This window comes from Novosphingobium sp. RL4 (assembly GCF_035658495.1).
Lineage (GTDB): Bacteria > Pseudomonadota > Alphaproteobacteria > Sphingomonadales > Sphingomonadaceae > Novosphingobium.
Genome location: NZ_CP141944.1, coordinates 3,424,405 through 3,447,980, shown reverse-complemented (window position 1 = coordinate 3,447,980; position 23,576 = coordinate 3,424,405). Strand labels below are relative to the sequence as shown.

Annotated in this window: 22 protein-coding genes; 16 read left to right on the top strand and 6 right to left on the bottom strand. The window is 66.7% G+C overall.

What is annotated here, in order from left to right; all coding sequences use genetic code 11:
* Positions 1–79: 79 nt before the first annotated feature.
* Together U9J33_RS16535 and U9J33_RS16530 are read left to right on the top strand one after the other, a co-directional pair.
* Positions 80–355, top strand: a complete 276-nt coding sequence (locus U9J33_RS16535; RefSeq protein ID WP_054437921.1) for a hypothetical protein — start codon at positions 80–82, stop codon at positions 353–355.
* A complete protein-coding gene (locus U9J33_RS16530; RefSeq protein WP_324696797.1) occupies positions 352–2,172 on the top strand; it encodes a hypothetical protein in 1,821 nt (606 codons plus the stop codon). Before U9J33_RS16535 ends, U9J33_RS16530 begins: the two co-directional genes overlap by 4 nt.
* Positions 2,173–2,280: 108 nt before the next feature.
* Here the strand turns inward: U9J33_RS16530 and U9J33_RS16525 are convergent, their stop codons facing one another.
* The 3 genes from U9J33_RS16525 to flgE all read right to left on the bottom strand — a co-directional run bounded on the left by U9J33_RS16525 (position 2,281) and on the right by flgE (position 6,677).
* Positions 2,281–3,189, bottom strand: coding sequence for a flagellin (locus U9J33_RS16525; protein WP_185998681.1), 909 nt, complete (start codon positions 3,187–3,189; stop codon positions 2,281–2,283).
* 10 nt (positions 3,190–3,199) lie between these two features.
* Positions 3,200–5,296, bottom strand: a complete 2,097-nt coding sequence (flgK, locus tag U9J33_RS16520; RefSeq protein ID WP_324696794.1) for a flagellar hook-associated protein FlgK — start codon at positions 5,294–5,296, stop codon at positions 3,200–3,202.
* A 64-nt stretch (positions 5,297–5,360) separates the two neighbouring features.
* Positions 5,361–6,677, bottom strand: coding sequence for a flagellar hook protein FlgE (gene flgE / locus U9J33_RS16515; RefSeq protein WP_132469135.1), 1,317 nt, complete (start codon positions 6,675–6,677; stop codon positions 5,361–5,363).
* A 179-nt stretch (positions 6,678–6,856) separates the two neighbouring features.
* Here flgE and U9J33_RS16510 point away from each other — a divergent pair, with 179 nt between their 5' ends.
* The 6 genes from U9J33_RS16510 (at position 6,857) to U9J33_RS16485 (ending at position 12,826) form a co-directional block, all read left to right on the top strand.
* Entirely contained in the window at positions 6,857–7,294 is a 438-nt protein-coding gene (locus tag U9J33_RS16510; RefSeq protein ID WP_132469134.1) for a flagellar biosynthesis repressor FlbT, read from the top strand.
* Positions 7,295–7,313: 19 nt separating this feature from the next.
* The gene (fliI, locus tag U9J33_RS16505; protein WP_324696791.1) at positions 7,314–8,675 is read left to right on the top strand and encodes a flagellar protein export ATPase FliI; all 1,362 of its coding nucleotides are present in this window, start codon (positions 7,314–7,316) and stop codon (positions 8,673–8,675) included.
* Positions 8,672–9,100: a hypothetical protein gene (locus tag U9J33_RS16500; RefSeq protein WP_054437911.1), complete on the top strand. Its 429-nt coding sequence runs from the start codon at positions 8,672–8,674 to the stop codon at positions 9,098–9,100. Before fliI ends, U9J33_RS16500 begins: the two co-directional genes overlap by 4 nt.
* Positions 9,097–10,113 carry a peptidoglycan-binding protein gene (locus U9J33_RS16495; RefSeq protein WP_324696789.1) on the top strand — a complete coding sequence of 339 codons (1,017 nt, stop codon included), beginning with the start codon at positions 9,097–9,099 and terminating at the stop codon, positions 10,111–10,113. Before U9J33_RS16500 ends, U9J33_RS16495 begins: the two co-directional genes overlap by 4 nt.
* 169 nt (positions 10,114–10,282) lie before the next feature.
* Positions 10,283–11,161, top strand: coding sequence for an RNA polymerase subunit sigma-70 (locus U9J33_RS16490; RefSeq protein ID WP_054437908.1), 879 nt, complete (start codon positions 10,283–10,285; stop codon positions 11,159–11,161).
* Positions 11,162–11,395: 234 nt separating this feature from the next.
* On the top strand, positions 11,396–12,826 hold the full coding sequence (locus U9J33_RS16485; RefSeq protein ID WP_324696786.1) for an alginate export family protein: 1,431 nt from the start codon (positions 11,396–11,398) through the stop codon (positions 12,824–12,826).
* Positions 12,827–12,927: 101 nt separating this feature from the next.
* On the opposite strand, the gene U9J33_RS16480 is transcribed toward U9J33_RS16485, so the two are convergent.
* The 3 genes from U9J33_RS16480 to flaF form a co-directional block, all read right to left on the bottom strand.
* Positions 12,928–13,548 (bottom strand): response regulator transcription factor, encoded by a 621-nt coding sequence (locus U9J33_RS16480; RefSeq protein WP_054437906.1) that lies wholly within the window; start codon positions 13,546–13,548, stop codon positions 12,928–12,930.
* Positions 13,545–16,223: a PAS domain S-box protein gene (locus tag U9J33_RS16475; RefSeq protein ID WP_324696784.1), complete on the bottom strand. Its 2,679-nt coding sequence runs from the start codon at positions 16,221–16,223 to the stop codon at positions 13,545–13,547. The genes U9J33_RS16480 and U9J33_RS16475 overlap by 4 nt, the downstream gene beginning before the upstream one ends.
* Before the next feature lie 206 nt (positions 16,224–16,429).
* The gene (flaF, locus tag U9J33_RS16470; protein WP_132469174.1) at positions 16,430–16,792 is read right to left on the bottom strand and encodes a flagellar biosynthesis regulator FlaF; all 363 of its coding nucleotides are present in this window, start codon (positions 16,790–16,792) and stop codon (positions 16,430–16,432) included.
* A 192-nt stretch (positions 16,793–16,984) separates the two neighbouring features.
* Between flaF and motA the strand changes: the two genes are divergently transcribed.
* From motA to U9J33_RS16430, 8 genes are read left to right on the top strand one after another with little or no spacing between them, the layout of a single operon-like run.
* Positions 16,985–17,869, top strand: coding sequence for a flagellar motor stator protein MotA (motA, locus tag U9J33_RS16465; RefSeq protein ID WP_054437902.1), 885 nt, complete (start codon positions 16,985–16,987; stop codon positions 17,867–17,869).
* Positions 17,853–18,191, top strand: coding sequence for an STAS domain-containing protein (locus tag U9J33_RS16460; protein ID WP_185998687.1), 339 nt, complete (start codon positions 17,853–17,855; stop codon positions 18,189–18,191). The genes motA and U9J33_RS16460 overlap by 17 nt, the downstream gene beginning before the upstream one ends.
* Positions 18,188–18,553 carry a response regulator gene (locus U9J33_RS16455; RefSeq protein WP_324696780.1) on the top strand — a complete coding sequence of 122 codons (366 nt, stop codon included), beginning with the start codon at positions 18,188–18,190 and terminating at the stop codon, positions 18,551–18,553. Before U9J33_RS16460 ends, U9J33_RS16455 begins: the two co-directional genes overlap by 4 nt.
* The gene (locus tag U9J33_RS16450) at positions 18,550–20,769 is read left to right on the top strand and encodes a chemotaxis protein CheA (protein ID WP_324696778.1); all 2,220 of its coding nucleotides are present in this window, start codon (positions 18,550–18,552) and stop codon (positions 20,767–20,769) included. The genes U9J33_RS16455 and U9J33_RS16450 overlap by 4 nt, the downstream gene beginning before the upstream one ends.
* A complete protein-coding gene (locus tag U9J33_RS16445; RefSeq protein ID WP_054437897.1) occupies positions 20,766–21,257 on the top strand; it encodes a chemotaxis protein CheW in 492 nt (163 codons plus the stop codon). The genes U9J33_RS16450 and U9J33_RS16445 overlap by 4 nt, the downstream gene beginning before the upstream one ends.
* Positions 21,257–22,144 carry a CheR family methyltransferase gene (locus U9J33_RS16440; RefSeq protein ID WP_324696775.1) on the top strand — a complete coding sequence of 296 codons (888 nt, stop codon included), beginning with the start codon at positions 21,257–21,259 and terminating at the stop codon, positions 22,142–22,144. The genes U9J33_RS16445 and U9J33_RS16440 overlap by 1 nt, the downstream gene beginning before the upstream one ends.
* Positions 22,141–23,172, top strand: coding sequence for a protein-glutamate methylesterase/protein-glutamine glutaminase (locus tag U9J33_RS16435; RefSeq protein WP_132469132.1), 1,032 nt, complete (start codon positions 22,141–22,143; stop codon positions 23,170–23,172). The genes U9J33_RS16440 and U9J33_RS16435 overlap by 4 nt, the downstream gene beginning before the upstream one ends.
* 12 nt (positions 23,173–23,184) lie before the next feature.
* Positions 23,185–23,574 (top strand): response regulator, encoded by a 390-nt coding sequence (locus U9J33_RS16430; protein WP_054437997.1) that lies wholly within the window; start codon positions 23,185–23,187, stop codon positions 23,572–23,574.
* Positions 23,575–23,576 lie beyond the last annotated feature (2 nt).

Genomic DNA, 23,576 nt, shown 5'->3' with positions numbered 1-23,576 from the left:
CAGATCGGGTCCGGCGCGCGCGGACCGCCTTGCGGTTTGTCCTTCTATAATAGGATGAAACCTCAGGAGTCAGGTCCAGATGAGCAGCGATCAGCGTCCGGCCAAGGTCAGGGTGTTCTCTTCCGGCGTTCCGGAGCGCAATCCTGCGGCTGCGAACGCGCCGGGCGCCTCGCCTGCGCGCCGTCGGACGGACAATGTCCAGCTTGCCGGAGTAGACAGCGGCACGGCGGCCAGGCCGCGCGAGGGCGGCGGGCTGCTCTGGGCGGCCGGCGCGGCCCTGCTGTTCCTGCTCGGCTGCCTGCTGGGCGGGGCCCTGTTCACGATGTCGGTCATGTTTCCCGGAGCCTTGATGTGATTCTTACTCGCCTGCTGGCGTCTGCCGCGCTCATCCCGGGCGCGGCGCTCGTGGCCGCGCCCACCGTGAACGCGCCCGTTACCAGCGCCACGGCCGCACCCATGCGCGTGCCCGAGCCCGCGCGGCCGGCACTGCCGCGCCCGCCGCGTCTGCCGGGCTTCGCCGCCGACCTCGCGCAGCAGCCCGCCATCGTCGGTCCCGCCGCCTGGGGCAGGATTTCGCAAGACGATGCGTGGATGCGCCTCTCCCGCGCGCCGCAGCCCGAGCGGCAGCAGGCGCGCTGGAACTATGCCCGAAGCCTGATCGGGCAGGAGCGCGGGGCAGAGGCGTTCGGCGTGCTGGAAGTCATGCGGCAGGACGATCCCGACCTGGAGATGGTCGATACCTACCGGCTGGCGCAAGGGGCGGCGCTGACCCTGCTCGGCCGTTATCCCGATGCGCTCGCCTCGCTCGGCGCGGCGGGGCTCGGCACCAATCCCGAAGCCTGCGCCTGGCGCCTGAGGGCGCTGGCGCAGAGCGCGCTGGCCGATCAGGCGCTGGGGCAGCTCGACTGCGCGCGGGGCGCGCTGACCACGCCCCGGCCCAAGGCTTTCGTGCTTGCCGCCGCCCGTGCCGCTGTCGAGGGCGGGGCACCGGCCAAGGCGATGCAGTGGCTCGCCCCGCTGCCGGATCGCGATCCGGCGGCGAACCTCTACCGTGGCCGTGCCGAACTGGCGCAGGGCCATGCCGACGAGGCGCGGCTGCGCTTCGCCCGTGTCGAGAAATCGGGCACGATGGAGCAGCGCATGGATGCGCGGCTGAGCGAGGTGGAAGCCGAAGTGGCGCACCACACCGTCGGCCCCGAGGCGGCGCTCAAGCGGCTCGATGCGATCCGCTACGCCTGGCGCGGCGATGCCATCGAGGAGCGGGCGCTGCGGCTCACCTACAAGCTCTACGATGCGCGCGGAGACCTTACCGGGGCGCTGGCGGCGGGTTCGGCCCTGTTCCGCTATCATGATGCAGGGCAGCAGGGCGCGGACTTCCTTCCCGGCCTGCGCGCCAAGCTGGCGACCGCGCTGGACCCTGCGCGCAAGCTCCCGCTCGACAAGGCGGCCGGGCTTTACTGGGACTATCGCGACATCGCGCCGGGCGGGGCCGAGGGCGACCTCATGGCCAGCCACCTGGCCGAGCGGCTCCAGCAGGCAGGGCTTTACGAGCGCGCGGCGGACCTGCTGTCCTACCAGCTCTTCGTCCGTGCCGGCGATCTGGCGCGCGGCCCGCTCTCGGCCCGCGTGGCGACGCTGTTCATCCTTGCCGGACGGCCCGACCGTGCGCTCGATACCCTGCGCAAGTCCGAGGATCCTTCGCTGCCGGATGCCATGATCGCCGCCCGCAAGCGCGTGGAGGCTGCGGCGCTCAGCCAGATCGGCCGCATCGACGAGGCCATGGCGGTGCTTCAGGACGTGCCTTCCGCCGATACCCTGCGTGCCGAGATCCTCTGGAAGCAGCGGGACTGGGCCCGTTATGCCGAGGCTTCGGCGGGCTCCCTGCCAAGCGGCCGGGCGCTGGACACAGTGGGCCAGGCGGTGGTGCTGCGTCATGCGATCTCGCTGGCCATGCTCGGCCGCGAGGAAGGGCTTGCCGGGCTTCATGCACGCTATGCGGCGGCGTTCCGGGGCCTGCCCGCCGCGCCGGTCTTCGAGATGCTGACAGGGCGCCCGGAGGAGGCAACCGGGCCGAACCTCGCGCGGGCCATGGCCGCCATGCCTTCGGCCAGTCCGGCAGGCGAGTTCGCCGACCTGCTCGAACGCGCGCCGGGAAGCGCGACCAAGGGATAGGGCGCGCCGGTCTTTCCGCGTGACGTTGATCGCGCAGGACGGGCAAACGAAAAAGGGCGCCGGGATCGAAATCCCGGCGCCCTTTTTGCTGTCCGCGTTCCTGCCCGATCAGGTCAGGAATTTCGCCAGGGACATGCTGGAGAGCTGCGCGAAGACCGAGTAGCTCGCTTCCAGGATCGTCTGGCGCTGGGTGATGTCGATCGCCACCTGGCCGAGGTCGGCGTCTTCCACCGAGCCGATCACTTCGGTCAGGAGGTTGGCGCGGTCGACGGCGCGGTCGTTGAGGGTTTCCACCTGGTTCTGCTTGCGGCCGTTCTCGGCATTCACCGCGCGCACGCTGACAAGCCCGGTGTCGAGCTGGTCGATCGCCTGCTGGATCGCCACTTTCTGCGCATCGGTGAGCTTGTCGCCATAAGGCCCTGCTTCGGCGAGCGTGCGGAAGGCGGGGATCAGGCCGGTGCCTACGTCGCTGGCGACGATGCCGTATTCCACGTCCACGCCGTCACCCATGCGGCTGGACTGGCGGACCTGGTCGTTGGTGAAGGCGTCGGCCGCGTCGAGGCCGATGGTGTCGTTCAGCGTCTTGGGCGCGAAGGGCTCGTCCGAGGTCTGCGACCCGGCGAACAGGGGCACGCCTGCCTCCTTGGCGTTGAGCGCGGTGCGCACGTCGTTGAAGGCGCCTTCGATCATCGACTGGATGCCGGGGGAATCGCCGGTGCCGATCGCCGTCATCAGCTGTTCCTGAAGGTCGGAAAGCGAGCTGTCGATCTGGTTGAGGTTGGCATCGTACATCTGCAGCGTGGTGGTCACGCGGCTGGAGATGTTCTTGTAGGACTGTTGCTGCGCCAGCATCGAGCGCGCCGAGAGCGTGCGCACCGCGTCGAGGCCGAGGCCGGCGTAGTCGGTGGCCTTCTTGGTCGATGCGAGCTGGAGCTGGCTGTTTGCAAGGCTCGCCTGCGAGCGCTGGATCGCGCCCGAAAGCGTTCTCTGCAGGGGGATGGTCGCAACGCGGGTCATCTGGAGGTCCTTATCTCAGCATACCGATCAGGGTATCGTACATTTCCGAGGCGGTGGTCATCACGCGCGCCGCAGCAGAATAGCTGTTCTGGAGGATGACCATCTGCGCCAGTTCCTCATCGACGTTGACGCCGGAGTAGCTGTCGCGGCGGTCGAGCGCGTCGCTCAGGCGCGCGGAGGCATCGGTTGCGGCGGTCTTGGCCAGCGAGGCTTCGGAGCCCGCGCTGCCCAGCAGGCGATTGGCGAAAGTGTCGATCGTCGCAGTGCCGTTCTTGCCGAAATCGACAAGGCCGGAAAGCGCGTCGACGAACGCGGTGGCGCCGCGGATATCGCCCGAACCGATCGCCTTTTCGCCAACGGCCGCATCGAGTTGCAGGCGCGCCAGCGGCAGCTTGGTGGTGTCGGACAGGACGCCGGGGCTGACTTCGGCCTTGTTGAGGCCGCTGGCCGCGCCGGTCAGCCCGGACAGCGCCGAGAAGGACAGGCCGGTGCCGTTGCGGTTGGTCGAATCCGAGGGGATCGAGATCGTCGAGCCCGAAGCGCTGGCGGTCGGCGTGAAGGCCATGCGGCCCTTGTCGTCGAGCGCGAAGCTGCCGAATGCCGCGAGCGGGCTGGCATTGAGTTCGGTGACGAGGTCGCCGAACGTCGAGCCGACCGATCCGGTCATGGTATAGTTGGCGAGGATCTTGCCGGTCGGGTCGCGCAGCACGATCTGCGCGGTTTCGCCGGTGCCGAAGCCGTGGGGATCGCTTTCGGTGAAGCCCGAAGGCGCCAGTGCGCTGCTGTCCGAGCGGACCAGGTTGTTGAGCCCGAAGAACTGGGAGAATCCCACGCCCGCACGGTCGCTGGGGGTGTCGGCATCCTGCGCCACCGCCACGCCGTTGGCGCTCGATGTGGCGCTGAACGAAAGGACGCCGTTCACGAAGCTGGCGGTGGCATCGGGCGAAAGCTGGGCGTTGATGGCGGCAACCGCGTCATCGACGGTGGCAGTGGGGCCGAGCGCGTCGAAATCGATCGTCGTCTTGGAAACGAGCGTGCCGTCCTTGGCGACAACCGCGAAGGTCGCCTTGCCGGTGAAGCCGAGCCGGTCGCTGCCGATCAGGCCGTTTTTCTCGCCGGTCAGCGTCTGCGGCGGCGGCATCGTCGTGCCTTCGTTCGAGGCCTTGTTCAGCGTTTCGGCGAGGCCGGAGAACAGCTGTCCGAGCTGTTCGGAGAAATTGGGAAGCGCGCGGTCGCGCATGTCGATGAGGCCGCCCAGCTTGCCGCCGATCGCGGTGGAATCGATCTTTTCGCCGGTGGAGGCGCCCATGGTGCCGTTGTCGGAGGCGAAGCGGATGTCGATCGCGGGGTAAGTCGCCTGCGACGCGCCTGCGCCGGACGGATAGCTGAGCTGGCGCAGCCGCTTGTCGAGCAGCACCTGGCCGGATGCGGTATCGATGGTGACGCGTCCGTCCGACTGCTCGCGCACGGTGACGTTCATCAGCCCGCTGAGTTCTTCCAGCGCCGACATGCGCTGGTCCGCCGGACCCGCGGTGCTGCGCCCCAGGCCCTGAAGGCTGGCGACTTCGTTGTTGAGGTCGTGAATGCTCTGGAGCAGCACGTTCACGCGGTCGACGGTGTAGCCGACTTCGGTCTCGACATCGCCGCGCAGGTTCGAGACATCGTCCTGCAACTGGTTGAGGGTGTCGATCGTGTCGGCGACATTGCCGGTGAACAGCGCGACCGATTGCGCCGAGCCCTGGAGGCCGGCGATCTCGTTCACCGAGGACGTGATGGCGCTGAGGCGGGCGGAAAGTCCGGACGAGGAATCGGAGGAGCCGAGCAGCGCCTGCAGGCGGTCGAGATAGCCGGACACCGCTTCGGTGCGACCGGCATTGCCCGCGCGCTGGTAGACCGCGTTCTCCAGGAACTTGTCCGCCACGCGCGAAGGCTCGCCGATGATGACGCCGCTGACACGGCCGCCGGCCACGCCGGTGCTGAGCGAAACCGCCTCGCGGGCATAACCGGCCGTGCCGACGTTGGCGACGTTGTTCGAAACCGAGCGCATCCCCGCCTGAGAGGCCGCAAGACCGGACATGGCGGAATTGAGGATTTCATTCAGGGACACTGGCTCGGTTTCCTATCAAGTCGTCGTTCTGGGATTATGGGGCGCCGGAACCCGGCGCGCCCGGTCAGCGCTTCAGGTTGCTGACTTCCTGGAGCATGTCGTCGACCGTGGTGATGATCTTCGACGAGGCGCTGTAGGCGCGCTGGAACAGGATCATGTTCGAGAATTCCTGCGCCAGGTCGACGTTGGAAGCTTCGAGCACGCCCGAGGAGATGTTGCCGCCGCCGAATGCGCCGGGCTCGTTGATGGCCACGTTGCCCGACTGCTGCGAGGCGACGTAGGCATTGCCGCTGACGCGGGTCAGGCCGTCCGGGTTCTGGAAGGTGGCGATCGGAAGCTGGTAGATCGCGCGCGTGGTGCCGTCATCGAAGACGGCGCTGACGATGCCGGTGTCCGAGATGTTCACCGAGGCCACCGTGCCCAGCATGCCGCCGTCCACGCTGGACGAGAGCAGGGCGGAATCGCTGCCGAACTGGGTCAGGCCGTCAAGCCCGTCATCCGAGCCGAGGTTGAGGCGGATCGGGCTCGAACCCGCGCCGTTGGTCCAGCCGATATCGAGGTTGGAGAACAGCGAGGCGTCCGAACCGGCAAGGTCGAGGCTGCCGTCGGCGTTGAACTTCACCGTGCCGCTGGCCAGCAGGCCGTCAGTGACGGCGGCGCCGCCGATGGTGGAGATCTCGGACGGATCGCCCGAGATTTCGGCGGCCCATTCGTTGGCGGCGGTCTTGACGAAGTTGAACGTCAGGGTGTGCGAGGTGCCCTGCGCGTCGAAGACTTCGACCGAGCGCGAGAACTGCGGCGAAAGCGCGCCCGAGGTCATCGAACCGGCGACATAGGTGCCGGTGATCGGTTCCGCGGTCGACTGCAGGTTGGCGCGCAGCTGGATCTTGGTGGTGGCCTGCGCCGCGCCGGTCAGCGCGCCGGGACGGATTGCCTCCATCGCGCCGGTGCCGCCGTTGTTGACGTAGTTGCCGTCGGAATCGAGCGGCCAGCCCATCAGGTAGTAGCCTGCGGTGTTGCGCAGGTAGCCGTCCGAGTCCGGCGTGAACGAACCGGCGCGGGTATAGGCGATGGCGCCGCTGGCGTCGGCGCTCGAACGCACGACGAAGAAGCCGGCGCCGTCGATGCCGATGTCGGTGAGGCTGCTCGAAGCCTGGAGCAGGCCCTGCTTGGAAATGAGAGCCTTGGGGGCCGCGGTGACGCCGCCCGCCGAATAGCTGCTCTTGATGTTGCCGTCGGTGACGAGGGTCTGGAACTGTGCCGAGACGCCCTTGTAGCCGATGGTGTTCACGTTGGTGATATTGTCCGCAACGGTCGCCATCGCGCTCGCCTGCGCGCCGAGGCCCGATACGCCTGCATAGAGAGCGGAATAAAGGCTCATGTCATTCTCCTGTGCGTGTCGGCCGGGAGGTCAACGCATTGGACCGGCCACCGAACAGTGCCATTGTAGGAAGAAACGGAGGGGCAACCGTGCGTGATGGCGTGAAAAATTGTGCCGACTGCCGCCGTACTGTCGCAGGTCATCCTATAACGGAGAAAGATGTCACGGGGGCTTTCGGCATGACTCTTCGCATTTCGCTTCGCAATGGCGAGCCGGTTATCGTCAACGGTGCGGTTCTGCGCGCGGTTGGCCGTACCGATCTCATGGTCGAGAACGGGGCGACGATCCTGCGCGGGCGCGACGTGATGAAGCCCGAGGAGGCAGACACCCCGGCGCGCCAGCTCTACTTCGCCTGCATGATGGCCTATATCGACCAGGCCGACCTGCCGCGCCACCAGCAGGCGCTGCTGGAGCGGCTGGAGACGCTGATGGACGCCTTGCAGTCGCACGAGGCGAAAGCGGTGTGCATCCGTTTCGCGCAGAAAGTGGCGACCGGGCAGTTCTATGCGGCGCTGGCCGACTGCCGTTGGCTGATCGGCTACGAGACCGACGCCCTGGCGCGGCTCGAATCGACGGCGCAGGCCGCCGCCGAGCCCGTTTCCGTTTCCGCCGCCTGACCGGCGCAGGACCCGCCCCATGGCCAGTCTTGCCGCCGCCGCCGCCGGTTTGCGCCTGCTCACGCCTGACCAGCGCTATGGCCGCGTGGTTGCCGTGCGCGGGGCGCTGATCGAGGTGGAGGGGCTTTCCGGCGCCGCCCAGATCGGTTCGCGCGTCACTCTGAATTCGCCCACCGGCACGGTCGAGGCGGAAGTGACCGGGCTCGACCGCGGGATCGCCCATTGCATGCCTTTCAGCGAGCCGCAGGGCATCGCGTCCGGTTCCCGCGCGGACCTTTCCGCCAGCCAGTTCGCCCTGCGTCCCTCCAGCCAGTGGCTCGGCCGCATGGTGGACGGGCTCGGCCGGCCGATCGACGGCAAGGGGCCGCTGGAACAAGGGGCGATGCTGCGCAAGATCAAGGCCTCGCCGCCCCCCGCCTCCGCGCGCGCGCGCGTGGGCTCGCGCCTTTCCACCGGCGTTCGCGCGCTCGATCTGTTCGCGCCGCTGTGCCGGGGCCAGCGCCTCGGACTTTTCGCCGGTTCCGGCGTCGGCAAGTCGGTGCTGCTCTCGATGCTGGCGCGCTGGACGGAATGCGATGTCGCGGTGATCGGCCTGATCGGCGAGCGCGGCCGCGAGGTCCAGGAATTCGTGCAGGACGATCTCGGCGAGGAAGGCCTTGCCCGCAGCGTCGTCGTCGTCGCCACTTCGGACGAGCCTGCGCTGATGCGCCGCCAGGCTGCGTGGACCACGCTGACCGTGGCCGAGCATTTCCGCGATCAGGGGCTCAACGTGCTGTGCCTGATGGACTCGGTCACCCGCTTCGCCATGGCGCAGCGCGAGATCGGCCTGGCCAGCGGCGAGCCGCCCGCCACCAAGGGCTATACGCCTACCGTCTTCGCCGAACTGCCGCGCCTGCTGGAGCGCGCCGGGCCCGGACTGCCGGGGCAGGGCGCGATCACCGGCCTGTTCACTGTGCTGGTAGACGGCGACGATCATAACGAGCCGGTCGCCGATGCCGTTCGCGGCATTCTCGACGGGCATATCGTCATTACCCGCAAGATCGCGGAGCGCGGTCGCTATCCGGCGATCGACGTGCTCAAGTCGGTCTCGCGCACCTTGCCGCACGCGCTGGGCGATGAGGAAAATCGCATCCGCCTTGCCGCGCGGCGCGAAATGGCGACGTACAACGACATGGAGGAAATGGTCCGGCTGGGCGCTTACCGCGCCGGATCGAGCGCCGAGGTGGACCGCGCCGTCGCGGTTGCCCCGATGATCGAGGAACTGCTCAAGCAGGGCAAGGGAGAGCGGGGCTTCGCGCAGGAGAGCTTCGAGATGCTGGCATCGCTCATGGTCCCGCCCGGTGAAGCCTCCGAAGACGCGCCCGAGGAAGAAATCGCATGAAGACCCCTTACGACGCCGCGCTGCGCGTGCAGCAGCGCGAGATCGACGAGATGAGCAGGGCGATCAGCACCCAGGCCGGCGCGCTCGGCGAAGTCGAACAGGCGCGCGAGCGGGTCTCGGTGTCGATGCGGCGCGAGGCCGATCTGGCGGCGGGTGACCTTGGCGTCTGTTCGCACGCCTATCTCCAGCGCATGCGCGGCGAGCGGCGGCAGCTTTCCGTCAGGCAGGCCGAACTGAAGGCCCGGCTCGAACAATTGCGCGACATGGCGGTGGATGCCTATGGCACGTTCCGCGCCATCGAGACGGCGGCGGACGGCTATCGTCAGGATGCCGAGCGCGTGATCGCCAATGCCGAACAGGCCGGGATCGACGATTTCTCCGCGATTTCGTTCATCAAGGCCCGGCGGCGCGGGCGTCCGGCATGATCGAAGGTATGGCGCTTCAGGGCGCGGCGCTTCAGGGGCTTACGCCCGCGCAGAAGGCGCAAGTGATCTATACCCAGGCCCGCAGCGAACTGTCCGGCCGGCTCTGGCGTGCGGCGCTGGGCGGCGGCGACGACGAGAAGGCCGCCGGCCTGGTCGACAAGCGCTCCGATCCATTGGGTCTCGACGGGCTTCTGGCCCTGCTGGACGAACGCACGAAAGCGGCGACGCAGCCTGTGGCCGTGCCTGCTGCGGAGCGGCAGCCTTCCTGTTCCGGCGCTTCCGAAGACTGGCAGGACGGGGAGCGCGGCCCGCGCCGCGATGGCGGCGGGGACGGCGCGGATGCGGGTTCCGACGGCGGCGGCCCGCTGGCGATGCAGGGCGGACCGAACGCCCGATATTCCGGTATTCTCGGGGCGGCGGCATCGCGCACCGGCATACCGGCGGCGGCGCTCGCCACGATCGTCAACGCCGAAGCGGCCAAGGGCGCGGACGGGCGCTGGTTGCCCTATTCCCGCAATCCCCGCTCCAGCGCGGCCGGTCTCGGGCAATTCCTGAATGGTACCTGGGAGGGGCAGGCCGAACGCGAAGGGACCTGGCTCCACGCCATGGCGCAGCAGAACGGCTGGCTCAACGAGCGGGGCCATGTGCGCGGCGAAAGTCGCGGCGCGCTGCTGGCGCTGCGTTACGATCCGCAGGCCGCGATCGAGACGACGGCGGACTATGCGCGGGCCAACCTGGATGCCCTGCGCGGCTCGGGCGTGCGCATCGGCGGCAGCGTCGTGGAACTCGCACAGTCGGCCTATCTCGGCCACCACCTGGGGCTGGGCGACGCGGTTCGTTTCCTCAAGGGCGGCCTCGATCCCGAGCGTGCGCGCAAGCTGCTCAATGCCCAGGTCGGCACGACCAGCGCGACTCACCGAATCGAGATGGCCGGAAGCGCGGTTGCCGCGCACCGCTCGTGGTTAATGGATTATGTAGGGCGCAACATCAGGCCGGAAAAGTTTGCCGGTTGACGCCTTTCCCGGCTGCGCCGTGCTCCGGTTGCGGCAGAAAATATAGGAAATATAGGAAAACTGATATAGGATTAACCTCTCGTTCAGAAATTCACGAGACAACGGTCTCGTTGAAGGGGCAGCGGCGGCGATGGGCGCCCGGCGCTTCCCGACTGACCGGGGGTTCACCATGTCGAAGATCACTGTTGCTCTGGAAGCCGCGGTTGCGACCGTCCGGGACAATATGCCGGCCGAGGGCGAGGCGCAGTCACCGCGCCAGCGGGTCGTCGTCGATCGCGCCTTCGGGCGGATCATCAAGCTGATCGCACCGCGCATCCGCCACTTCATCCGCCAGTACGGCCTCGTCGCTCACTGGGACGATGCCGAACAGGTCTGTGCGATCGCCGTTCACCGCGCGATCCAGGCCTATGAACCGGAAAAGGCGCAATTCACCACTTTCGTGAACTGGCAGATCCGGGGCGAACTCCAGAGCCTGCGCTTCCGCCTGATGACCGACCAGCGCCCTTCGGCTCGGAAGGTGGAGGCGACCACGGTTTCTCTCGACGCGATCAGCGTGGGCGAGGACGGCGAAGGCCAGTCGATCGTCGCCTCGATCGAGGATGAGGACGCGCTGAACCGCACCGAAGCCGGTGCGTCGGACTATCTCGCGCGCTCGGCCATGGCCTCGCTGACGGAAAGCTACGTCGAGCATCTGCGCAATATCGGCATCGAGCGCATCCAGCGCCGCGCCCAGCCGAAGAAGGCGGTGCGGGCAGAAGCTGGCACCCGGCGTTCGGTCTGGCGCACGGGCAAGGCGGCGATCGATCCGGTGGAACTGGCCGAACTCGAGGAACGTCTGGAGCACAACCGCAAGGTCGTGGAAGGGCGCCTGTTCGACATCGCCACGCTGGACATGATCGAGGACGAGACCGGCGTTGCCAAGGAGCGTGTCCGCCAGATCGCCAAGCGCGCGGCCAAGACCATGAGCGACCTTGCCGGCGCTGATCCGCGCTTCCTGATGATGGCGGAATACCGCCAGTCCATGGTGGCACCGGCTTCCGCGCACTGATGGATTTCCCGCGAGATCCGGCAAGGCCGGATCTCGCCGCCGCGCAGAAGTGCGGCCTTGTACGGGGCGCTTACGCCGCCTGCAAACTATTGGTTCCATGCAAGTAACTGGGATCAGGCCGGAATTTCGGTTCTATACTCAGACCTTCCATGGATCGGGACAAAATTGCGCTTTCCAGCCCGGTAGATGATCGTCCATTCTCTATAATGGACCGCAAGTATCGGGAGGTTTTTCATGATTTTCGGTTTCCCCGACCCGGTCCGCAAGGGCCGGGTTTCCTTTCTGCTGTCCGGGGCCGGCCGCACTGCGCTGGCGGTGGTCGGCGGCGGTGTGCTGCTGGCCGGGAACGCCGGTGCCGCGCTGGCGCAGGGGTGGCTGGAAACGGCGCTCGGTGCGCCCGAAGGGCTGACGGTCAAGGGCGAAGTGCGCGCCCGCGTCGAAGGGATCGACGGGCAGTTCCGCCCCAACGCGGCGCAGGACGATGCGCTGCTCGCGCTCAAGACCACGCTCCAGGTGGAATATGACGGCGGCCCATGGCGTGTTGGCGGGGAACTGTGGGATGCGCGCGCCTATGGCGAAAAGTCGAACTCTTCGGCGGGCACCAACGAAGTCGATGCGATGGAACTGGTTCAGGCCTATGTCGGGCTGGACTTCGATATGGCGGGCGGCACCAAGGGACAGTTGACTGCCGGGCGCTTCACCATGAACGTGGGTTCGCGCCGGCTGGTTGCGCGGCAGGCCTTCCGCAACACCACAAATGCTTTCACCGGGGCGAACTTCCAGTGGAAGGGCCACGGCGGCGATCAGTTCACTGCATTCTGGGCGATGCCGCAACTGCGCCTGCCCGATGATCGCGAAGGCATCCACGAAAATTCGGTCAAGTGGGACAAGGAGACCACCGGCCTCCAGTTCTACGGCGCCAGCTTCACCAAGGGCGGGGTTCTGGGCGGTACTCTTGAAGTCTACGCCTATGGCCTCGACGAGCGCGACGGAGCCGACCGGCCGACCCGCAACCGCCATCTCTACACGCCCGGTCTGCGGGCATGGCGCAAGCCGACCGCCGGCAAGTTCGACTACGACCTGGAAGGCGCCTACCAGTTCGGCTCCACCCGCCTGACGACCTCCGGCGCCGACGTGACCGACCTCGACGTTTCCGCCTACCTGATCCATGCCGAGTTCGGGCGCACCTTCGGCGGCGGCTGGCAGCCGCGCCTTTCGGCGGACTTTGACCTGGGCAGCGGCGACAAGGCGGGATCGAAAAGCTACAACCGCTTCGACACCCTGTTCGGCGCGCGTCGCTTCGATTTCGGCCCCACCAGCCTCTATGGCGCGATCGGCCGCTTCAACCTGATGTCGGGCGGCGTGCGCGGCGAAGTGAAGCCGGACAAGGTTTCCGATATCATGGTCATGTATCGTGCGCTCTGGCTGGATTCGAAGACGGACAGCTTTTCCTCGACAGGCGTGCGTGACGCGGCGGGAGAGAGCGGTCGCTTCGGCGGGCATCAGATCGAGGCGCGCTATCGCCGCACCCTGATCCCCGATGTGCTGCGTGTGGATACCGGTGTGGCCTATCTCGCCAAGGGGCGTTTCCTGAAGGAGGCGCCCAATGCACCGAAGAGCGGCGACACGAAATATGGCTACGTCGATCTCTACTTCGATTTTTGACCTATAATAGAACCGTACCCCGAGCATTGCTCCGCCCGTCACTCTCCTGAGCCGGGCGGAGCAGGCGCTTCCGCGGTTCCTCTTGAGCCGGCGCTGCCGCCTCAGTCCATCGGTACGAGCCCGGCCGCGAAAGCGATACGGAGCACTTCGGACAGGCTGCGCACCTGGAGCTTTTCCATCAGCTTGGCGCGGTAGATTTCCACCGTGCGCGGACTGATGTCGAGATCGTGGGCGATGACCTTGTTCGACTGACCGTCGATCAACCCCTTGAGCACGTCCAGTTCGCGCGGTGAAAGCTGCTCCAGCAGGGAGATCGCCTTTTCCTTGCGGCGCTCCTCCACAGTGGAGGCCGCCTGCTGGGAGAATGCCGATTCCACCGCCCCCATCAACTTGAGATGGTCACAGGGCTTCTCGATGAAGTCGACCGCACCCAGCTTCATGGCCTGGACCGCCACCGAGACGTCGCCTTCCCCGGTGAGCACGATCGGCACGAAGCGCGTGGGGCGCCCGCCCACGGTGCTCAGGACCTGGATGCCGGTGGTGCCCGGCATGTGCAGGTCCAGCAGCAGGCACCCCGGTTCGAGCGTGGCCGCCGCCTCCAGAAAGGCGTCGCCGGAATCGAAGCTGGTGATCCGGCTGTTGCCGATCATCGACAGCAGGTATTCGAGCGAGGTCCTTACGGCGAGATCGTCGTCGACGATGTAGATGCGTCGCGACGTCATCCGGTCTTCAGCTCCAGCTCTGAATAAGTGGGCAGGGTGACGTCGACCGCCGCGCCGCCGCCCGCGACATTGCGCACCGAAAAGCGCCCGCCATGCGCTTCCACGATACGTCGGCAGATCGAAAGCCCCAGTCCCATGCCGTTGGCCTTGGTGGAGGCAAAGGCTTCGAAGGGGCGGCTGATGATGGCCTCGGGCATTCCGGGGCCGTTGTCGGCTACACTGACCATGATGTGGCCATCATGCAGTTGGCGGGTGGATATGGTGATTTCGGGCGACTCGTTGTTATGGCCTTCGAGGGCGTCGAAGGCATTGTTGATGACGTTGACCAGAACCTGCTGAATCTGGATGCGATCGGCAAGGATGCAAGGTGCCGCGCCGAGAGGAAGGTAGTGCAGGCGAACGCCCGGCGCACGGCTACGGGCCCGGGCGAGCTGGAGCGTCTCGGCTATCACGTCCTCCAGCGGTTCGGCGCGGATATCCAGTTCTCCCCGCGTGACGAAGGCGCGCATGCGGCGGATGATCGCGCCGGCGCGCAGCACCTCCTGCCGTGCGAGGTCGAGCATGTAGCGAAGCTGCCGGGGATCGCCGTCACGCTCCATCAGGAGGTCCACGGCGCCCAGCAGGTTAGACGTCGCGGTCAGCGGCTGGTTGAGCTCATGCGCAAGGCCGGCCCCCATCTCGCCCATCGCACTGACCCGCGAGGCGTGGAGGAACTGTTCGCGCAGTTCGTTCAGGCGCGCCTGTGTCGCCAGCTGCTCACGCAGGTTGCGGATGAAGGCGATGGCGATGCGCTCGTTGCCGATGTTCGCGGCGCCGACCGCGATCTCGATCGGAAGTTCGTTGCCTTCGCGGTCCAGCCCCGCGGTGATCCGGGGCGGCGTCGGGGGCGTGAGGCTGCGCAGCGCCGGTTCGGGCGAAGGACGGACATATTGCGGCAGCAGCATCCGCACATCCTTGCCCAGCACCTCATGCGCGGCATAGCCGAAAAGTGTTTCCGCCGTGGCCGAGAAGGAGCGGATCTGCCCGTTCCCGTCGATGGTGATCATCGCTTCCGGCACGGTCTCCAGGATCGAGCGCAGCTCGGATTCGCGGGAGCGGAGCATTTCCGCATGCCGCTCTCGCTCGCTGGCATCCATCACGATGCCGATCATCGAAACGTCCCATGCCGCTTCGCCCCGGTGGATGTGGACAGTGCCCTCCACGATGTCGGGCATGTCCGGCCGGATCGAGCGGAAGCGGAAGGCGTGGCGTCCCGGTTGCCAGTGCTCGGGCGTGGCGGGCGGCAGGAATGTCGTGTCGAACGTGGTGGCGAGGTGGCCGATCCAGTCCGACATGCCGCCCTGGAAGGCGCCGGGCTCCACTCCGAACAGGCGCTCCGCATGGCCGTGGAAGACGAAGGAATCGGATTTGCTGGACCATTCGAAGATGCCCAGCTCATGCAGGTCCACCGCCAGAGAAAGGCGGGCATCGCTGGCCAGCATGGCATCCTCGGCCTGCTGGCGGGCGGTGATGTCGGTCATCGACAGGACCACCATTGCCGGCAGGTCCGAGCGGGGCTGCACGGCCTGACGCCCCAGCAGGATGCGCAGGGATGTGCCGTCCGCGTGGAAGGCGTTGATTTCGCACTCCTGCCGCTGGCCGCCGAGCAGGCTCTCCTCTTCCCCGGGCGAAAGCGGGGGCGCGCCGGTCAGCTCGTGTTCGAAACGGCCGAGCGCCTGTTCGGACGACCAGCCGTAGAGACGCTCGCAGCCGCGCGACCAGCGCAGGATCTTGCCGTCAGGATCGGTGATCGCGATCGGGGCTTCGTCCAGCGCGAGATTGACGGCCCAGCGCGCTCCGCTTTCGCGCGCGATCCGCATCCAGGCCCAGGCGATCAGCGCGCAGGACAGCGTGACTTGCGCCACGACCTGGACGATCTGGGCAAGCTCCGGCCCGATCTGGCCCGAGCGTTCCCCCAAGAAGCGGAGCAGCGCGGAAATTACCGGCACCGAGACGCACAGGATCAGGCACCACTGGAGCGTGCCCGAACCGAACCCGCAGGCGGGGTTGCGGGGCCAGGCGTACTGGCGCCGCAGCGCGATGATGCCGATGGCCAGCATGCTGAGGGCAAGAGCAGTCGGGATCGACATGAGCGCATGGCGGGTGGCGGGCGCGAGGTTGCTGATGCCCAGCGGGACCAGGCTTCCGGCGATAGCGGCGATGGCGATCGCCACGCAGGCGAACGTGACGGTCATCCGGCGGAACATGCCGCTGCGGGAGGCCACTGCCATGGCGGCCAGGCAGACCAGCACGATCGTGATGGCGGGCAGCATGCCGGGGCGGCCGGGGAAGGGGCGCAGCTGGTGGCGGATGCTCTCCGGGAAGAGCAAGGGGTCGGTCCCGAAGGAGTACCCTGACAATTCCTGTACGAGGGCCGCCGATCCTATAAGCAGGGGAAGCACCAGAACCCAGCGGCTGGCGTCGCGCCTGCCCAGGCCGGCGAGAATAACGGATATGCCGATGACAAGGCAGGAAACCGCCGTCTGCGGCTGCATCAGGAAGTCGCTTCCGCCCAATCCGGCAAGGCCCGGTTTCCCGAGATACCAGCCGGACAGGACGATCACGCAAACAAGGTGCGCCACGGCGACGAAGACGGGAACGGCCGGAACCATCCTTACAGGAAGCGACCCGCCCATGCGCTGTGGCGGAGGATTCAATTCCTGCATTCCGACCCGCTTATTGCGCCCTGACTTTCCAGTATCAGGACGTTCGGGCCATTAAGGGTTTGGACGTGTTTGTAAATAGACGGGGTAGACGGTCCTCGGCCAATCTCCCCGGGGCAGGCAGTAAGCGATTGATAATCTTTTCGAAAAAATTACTAACCGCGGATAAGTATGATTCCTTAGTTGCCGGTCCCGTTCTCGTTTGCAAGTCCTTCGATAATCGCGCGATTAACGACAATGAGATCGTCGATGGTATCGCGGCCGGTAATGACCTGCGATGTGTACTTCTCTACCCACATTCCGATAGAAATGATCCGGGCGCGCAAGTCATCGGGAAGTTGATTGCCTTCGGTTGCACACATCGTCGAAAACGTGGTCCACGCCTGACGGTTGCGGTGCAGGGACGGCGCGAGCGCCGCGCCGCGAAGGCCGGCATCGCGCGCGGCGATCATCTCGCCGGTGATCTGGCTCATCAGCCGGTATTCGTTCCGGCGTGGCGTGGCCGCGATCTGCTGCACGCGCTGATAGGCATTGAGTGACATGTTGGCTCCCGCGAGGACGACTGCCTTCTCCATATAGGACGAAGCGGGGCAAAACGGTCGCGGGTTTGCGGTGAGCCGCATGGCCTCGGGAAAATCCGGTGGTGTGGCACCGGCCCCGGCGCAAGCATCCTATAACTAACGCAAGGCGAGAGCCTCCTAACCTTTTGCGGCCACCATTCGCGGACCTTTTTCATGCTCAACGCCATCGGCCTCGTCGTCATCCTGCTGTGCGTATTCGGCAGCTTCCTGATGTCGGGCGGCAATATCATGGTCATCTTCCATGCCTTGCCGCACGAAATGCTGGCGATCGCCGGCGCGGCGGTCGGCGCCTTCATCCTGGGCAATTCGATGACCACGGTGAAGAAGACCTGGGCCGGCGTGAAGCGCGTGTTCCAGGGCGGTCGCTGGACCGAAGTGGACTTCCGCGACCTGCTGGCGCTGCTGTTCGCGCTGCTTGCCACCTTCCGCAAGGAAGGCGCGAACTCGATCGAGAAGCATCTCGACGCGCCGGAGGAAAGCCCGATCTTCATGCGCTATCCCCGTCTGCTGGACGACCGGGGCCTCATTGAATTCACATGCGACTACCTGCGCATGATGACGGTCAACTTCGAGGACCCGCACCAGCTTGCCGAAGCGATGGAAGGCGATATCGAACGTCACCACGCCGAGGAAATGGCGCCGCAGCACGCGCTCCAGATGATGGCCGACGGCCTGCCCGCGCTGGGCATCGTGGCCGCCGTTCTCGGCGTCATCAAGACCATGAGCTCGATCGACCAGCCCACCGAGATCCTCGGCGCGATGATCGGCGGCGCCCTGGTCGGCACCTTCCTGGGCGTTCTTCTGGCCTACTGTCTCGTCGGCCCGATCGCGCAGAAGCTGCAGCAGATCATCGATTCCGATTTCAAGCCATATCTCATCGTCAAGACCGCCATCGTCGGGCACGCGCAGGGCCAGCCTACGGAAGTCGCCATCGAACTGGCGCGCCGCATGACCCCTTCGCCTTACGCGCCCTCGTTCACGCAGCTCGAGACCGCGCTCGACGAAGTGAAGGATCAGCTCAATGCCAAGCCTGCCTGAAACCGTCAGCCCCGAAGCCGGGCTGGCCAGCGAGGATCGCTCGCTGCAACTGCCTGTCCATGGGTCCACCGTGACCGCGGAGGACCTGCGGGTCCGCATGGTCCTTGCCTGCGACTTCGATGGCGCGATGCACATCGATGCGAGCCAGGTCGAGACCGTGGGACAGGCGGTGCTTCAACTGCTTGTCGCCGCCCGCGCCGAAGCGCGCGAGGCCGGCCATGAATTCGAGATCGTCAATCCCAGCACGGCCTTCGTCGAGCGCGTGCAGGCCTGCGGACTGGCAGAAGCCGTCGGCCTTTCTGAAGAGGAATTTCCGTCGTGAGCAAACTCATCCTGACCGTCGATGACTCCGCCTCGATGCGGATGCTTCTAAAGGCCTCGCTGGCTGCGCAGGGCTTCCAGGTCGAAGTCGCCGATGACGGCGAGCACGGCCTCGAGCGCATGCATGAAGTGAAGCCGGACCTGCTCATCACCGATATCAACATGCCCAGGATGGACGGCTTCGAACTGATCGAGGCGGTGCGCGCGGTGCCGGAATTCCGGGGCACCCCGATCCTGGTGCTGTCCACCGAATTCTCGGACGAGAAGAAGACCCGTGCGCGCGAAGCAGGGGCCACCGGCTGGATCACCAAGCCGTTCGAAGCGGCCAAACTGGGGGCGGCGGTGCGCCGCGTCTGCCCGTGAGCGACGAACTCGACGAAATCCAGGGCATCTTCTTCGAGGAGTGTGTCGAAGGTCTCGCCGTGGCCGAGCAGGGTCTTTCGGCCATGGCCGAGGGCGATGTCTCGTCTGAGACGATCGCCGGCGTGTTCCGCGCGGTCCACTCCATCAAGGGCGGTTCGGGCGCCTTCGGCCATGCCGCGCTGCTCGCCTTCTCGCACCGGTTCGAAAACGTGCTCGACGAAGTGCGCGGTGGGCGCATTCCGGCCAGCGCCGAAGTGACCCAGATCATGCTGGGCGCTTTCGATATCCTGTCGGACCACGTTACCGCCGCGCAGAGCGGCACCGAGCCGCCGGCGGACGCCGCGATGCTCGAGCAGCTCGACGCGGTGCTGGAAAGCAAGGGTGCGGTCGCGGCGGCAGAGCCGGTCGCGGCACCCGTTCCCGCCGCGGAGGCGGATGATTTCGGCTTCACTCCGGTTGCCGCGGTGATCGAGGACTTCGATCCCTTCGGCTTCGAGCCGGTGGCGGTCGACCTTGAGGACTTCGCCCCGGCCGAGCCCGCCGAACCCGCCGGATGGACGGTTCGCTTCGGCCCGTCGCGCGGCGCGCTGGCCAATGGCGGCGAGCCGATGCTGGTGATCCGCGAACTGGAGGACATGGGCGCCGCCGTTACCGGTGTCGAGATGGACACGCTGCCCGGCCTGCGCGACCTCGACCCCGAGGACAGCTATTTCGTCTGGACCCTGCACGTTCCCGGTACCGTGGGCGAACAGGACATTCGCGACTGTTTCGACTTCGTGGCACCGGACTCGCTGATCGAGATCGAGCGCGAGGAAGCGGTCGTTACCATGGTGGTGGTGGAACAATCCGTCGCCGCTGAATTCGACGGCTTCGGCGTGTTCGAACCGCTGCCCGCTCCGGAAGAGCTGCTGACGCTCGTGCCGGTCGAACCGGCCCCCGTGGTGGCTGCTGCGGTGTCTCCGGCGGCGGCGGTTTCGCCGGCGGCAGCGCCGGGGAAGCCGAAGGCGGAAGCGCGGCAGGCCAGCGTCGAAGTGGCGCAGTCCATCCGCGTCGATCTGTCCAAGCTCGACCAGTTGCTGAACCTCGTGGGCGAGCTGGTGATCCGGGGATCGATCCTGTCGGACCGGCTTTCGCCCGCCGACCAGGAACGTGTCGAGCTTCCCGAACTGTCGCGCCTGACGCGCCAGATCCAGGACAACGTCATGTCGCTGCGCGCGCAGCCGATCAAGCAGGCGTTCTCGCGCGTGCCCCGCATGCTGCGCGACCTTTCGGCCGAAACTGGCAAGAAGGTCGTGCTCGAAACCATCGGCGAGATGACCGAGGTGGACAAGGGTGTGATCGAGAAGATCGGCGATCCGCTGACTCACATGATCCGCAACGCGGTGGACCACGGCATCGAAAGCGCCGAGGAGCGGATCGCGGCCGGCAAGCCCGCCGAAGGCACCATCCACCTTTCGGCCGAGCAGAAAGGCGCGCGCATCATCGTGCGCGTGCGTGACGACGGGCGCGGCATCAACCGCGAACGGGTGCGCGCCAAGGCGATCGAGCGCGGCATCATCGCGGCGGACGCCCAGATCTCCGACGAGGAGATCGACGGCCTGATCTGCGCGCCGGGGTTCTCAACGGCGGAGACGATCTCGAACATCTCGGGTCGCGGCGTCGGCATGGACGTGGTCCGCTCGAACGTCGAGGCGCTGGGCGGCCGTCTGGAAATCCACTCGGTGCCGGGAGAGGGGACGACCTTCTCGATGGGCCTGCCGCTGACGCTGGCGATCCTCGACGGCATGATCGTGCGCCTGAGCGACCAGCGCTTCGTGCTGCCGCTCGCCAACGTGGTGGAAACCGTCCAGCCCGAACCGGGACAGGTGCAGGCGACCTCGCCGACCTCGGAGGTCATCGAACTGCGCGGCCAGTACCTGCCGGTGCGCCGGGTCGGAGAGATGTTCGGCGTCGGTTCGAACCGACCGCCCGAGGAATCGCTCGTCATCATCGTCGAAAGCGAGACGGCCGGGAACGTCGGCCTCATGGTCGACACGATCGATAACCGCCGCGAAGTCGTGATCAAGAGCCTGGAGGACAACCTCCACCCGATCCGCGGCCTCGGCGGCGCCACCATCCTCGGCGACGGCTCGATCGCGCTGATCCTCGACATCGATGCCCTGGTCGCGCCGACCGGCGGCTCTTCCAAGTATGCGCTGAAAGGAATGGCAGCATGAGCACCGAAGACACCGAACTCGACGAACGCAAGATCGTCACCTTCACGCTGGGCAGCCGCCTGTTCGGCATCGACATGCGTTCGCTGCTGGAAATCCGCGAGTGGGAAGAACCGACCCCGCTGCCGAGCGTCCCGCCTTACGTGAAGGGCGTGACCAACCTGCGTGGTTCGGTGGTTCCCGTGGTCGGCCTGTCCGAGCGCCTGGGCTGGGCGCCGAGCGAACTGCATTCGCGCTCGTGCATCCTCGTCGTCACCATTGCCGGTCGTCACGCCGGCTTCCTGGTGGACGAAGTGCAGGACATCGTCGTGATCCAGGGCAGCGAGATCCAGCCTGCGCCGGATGTCGAGATCAACGAGCAGGGCGCCATCGCCGGTCTCGTCAAGATCGAGCGCCGCACGCATGACGCGGCCAATGCCGAAGCCATGTGCCTGCTGCTCGACCTCGACGCGCTGAGCCTGACCCGCCAGGTCCCGGACTTCGTGGCCTGATGAGCACGCTGGCTGCCCCTGAAGGAATGAGCGGGAGCGCACTGTCCGGCACGGCCGAACTGCGTCCCGCGCAGTTCCGCGACATCGCCGCGATCATGCAGCGGGAGGCGCGCATCCATCTGGTCGAGGCCAAGATGACGCTCGTCCACTCGCGCCTGAGCCGCCGCCTGCGCGAGCATGGGTTGTCCAGCTTCGTGGACTACGTCGCGCTGGTCCAGCGCGATGCCGTGGAACGTCATGCCATGGTGGTGGCGCTGACCACCAACCACACGCATTTCTTCCGCGAGAACCACCACTTCGACCACTTGCGCCGCGAAGTCCTGCCGATGCTGCAGGACCGCGCGCGCCGGGGCGAAAAGGTGCGCATCTGGTCGGCCGGCTGCTCCAGCGGTGAGGAAGTCTATTCCATCGCCATGTGCCTCGCCGGAGACGGCCCGACCAGCGCGGCATGGCTGCGGCAGGGCGATGTGCGCCTGCTGGCCACCGATATTGCCCCGCATGTCGTGCAGTCCGTGCAGGAGGCGCGCTATCCCGCCGCCACGGTCGAGCCGATCCCGGAAACCTATCGCAAGCGCTGGATGCGCGAGGAAGCCGGCGGCGAGCACGTCGTGGTCGAGCCGCTGCGCGAGCTGGTGGCGGCCCGCGTGCTCAATCTGTTCGAGCCCTGGCCGATGCGGCGCAAGTACGACGTGATCTTCTGCCGTAACGTGATGATCTATTTCGACGATACCGCCAAGGCCGAGCTGGAGGCGCGCTTCGTCGAGATGCTGGCGCCCGGCGGCTATCTCTATATCGGCCATTCGGAACGCCTGATCGGTCCCGCCGCGCGGCTGATGAAGCCTGTCGGCCAGACGATCTACGCCCGCAACGACGGAGGCGCCGCATGACGGTTGCGCCCGAAAAGACCCGTGTCCTCATCGTCGACGACAGCGCCGCGATGCGCGCGCTGCTGAACAAGCTGCTGAGCCAGGATCCGGGCATCGAGGTCGTGGGCATGGCGCCCGAGCCCCATGCCGCGCGCGAGATGATCAAGTCGCTCAATCCCGACGTGGTCACGCTCGATATCGAGATGCCGGGGATGGACGGCCTGTCCTTCCTCGAACGCATCATGCGCCTGCGCCCGATGCCGGTGGTCATGTGTTCGACGCTGACCGCGCGCGGGACGGAAGCGACCATCGAGGCCATGCGTCTCGGTGCGGTGGACTGCATCGCCAAGCCTTCCGGCAATCCGCTGGAAATCGCGCAGGACGGTGCGCTGCTGCGCAAGATCGTCAAGGCCGCGGCGCGCTCCTCGGTGCGCCGCACGGCGAGCCCGCCCACGCCTGTCAACGCGGCGCAGGGCAGCTTGCGCGATGTGGTGATCGCGGTGGGTGCCTCCACCGGCGGCGTGGAAGCGCTGTTCTCGATCATCGGCGCCCTGCCGCCGGATTGCCCGCCGGTGCTGGTGGTCCAGCACATGCCCGCGATCTTCACCGGCAGCTTCGCCGTGCGCCTGGACAAGGCAGCGCGCGTGCAGGTCGTCGAGGCCCAGAACGGCATGAACCTGCGCCGGGGCACGGTCTACCTCGCCCCGGGCGGCGGTCAGCACATGGAACTGCTTGGCGGCACCAGCGGCCAGGTCAAGCTGGTCGCGGGGGATACCGTCAGCGGTCACCGGCCTTCGGTCGACGTGCTGTTCCGGTCGGTTTCGCGGCTCGGTTCGCGCGCGGTCGGGGTGATCCTCACCGGAATGGGATCGGACGGCGCCCTTGGCCTCAAGGCCATGCGCGACGCCGGGGCCCGCACGCTCGGCCAGAGCCGGGAAACCTGCGTGGTCTACGGAATGCCGCGCGCCGCCTTCGAGGCGGGCGCGGTCGAGAAGGAATTCAGTTTGTCCGCCATGCCCGAGGCTATCCTCGGCGCGTGTCGGCGGTAAATGGAGCGGTTCATGCCGGCAGCGTCTGCAATAAAAGTAATGGTGGTCGACGATCAGACGAGTATGCGCGCGATGATCCGTCGCACGCTTCAGGATCTGGGTTTCAAGGATATTCGCGACAAGGCGGGGCCGGCGGAAGCGCTGGCCGCGATCAAGTCCGACCGGGTTCACCTCATCATCTCGGACTACAACATGCCCGACATGGACGGGCTGGAGTTCCTGGAAGCGGTTCGTCAGGACCCGGTGATCGGCAAGACGGTGTTCATCATGCTCACCGGCTCGGCGGACAAGGAAGTCGTCCAGAAAGCCGCGGCGCTGGGCGTGAACAACTACGTCGTGAAGCCTTTCGCGCCTGCCGCGCTGAAGGAAAAGATCGAACGCGTCTTTGGTGAACTGGTCTGACC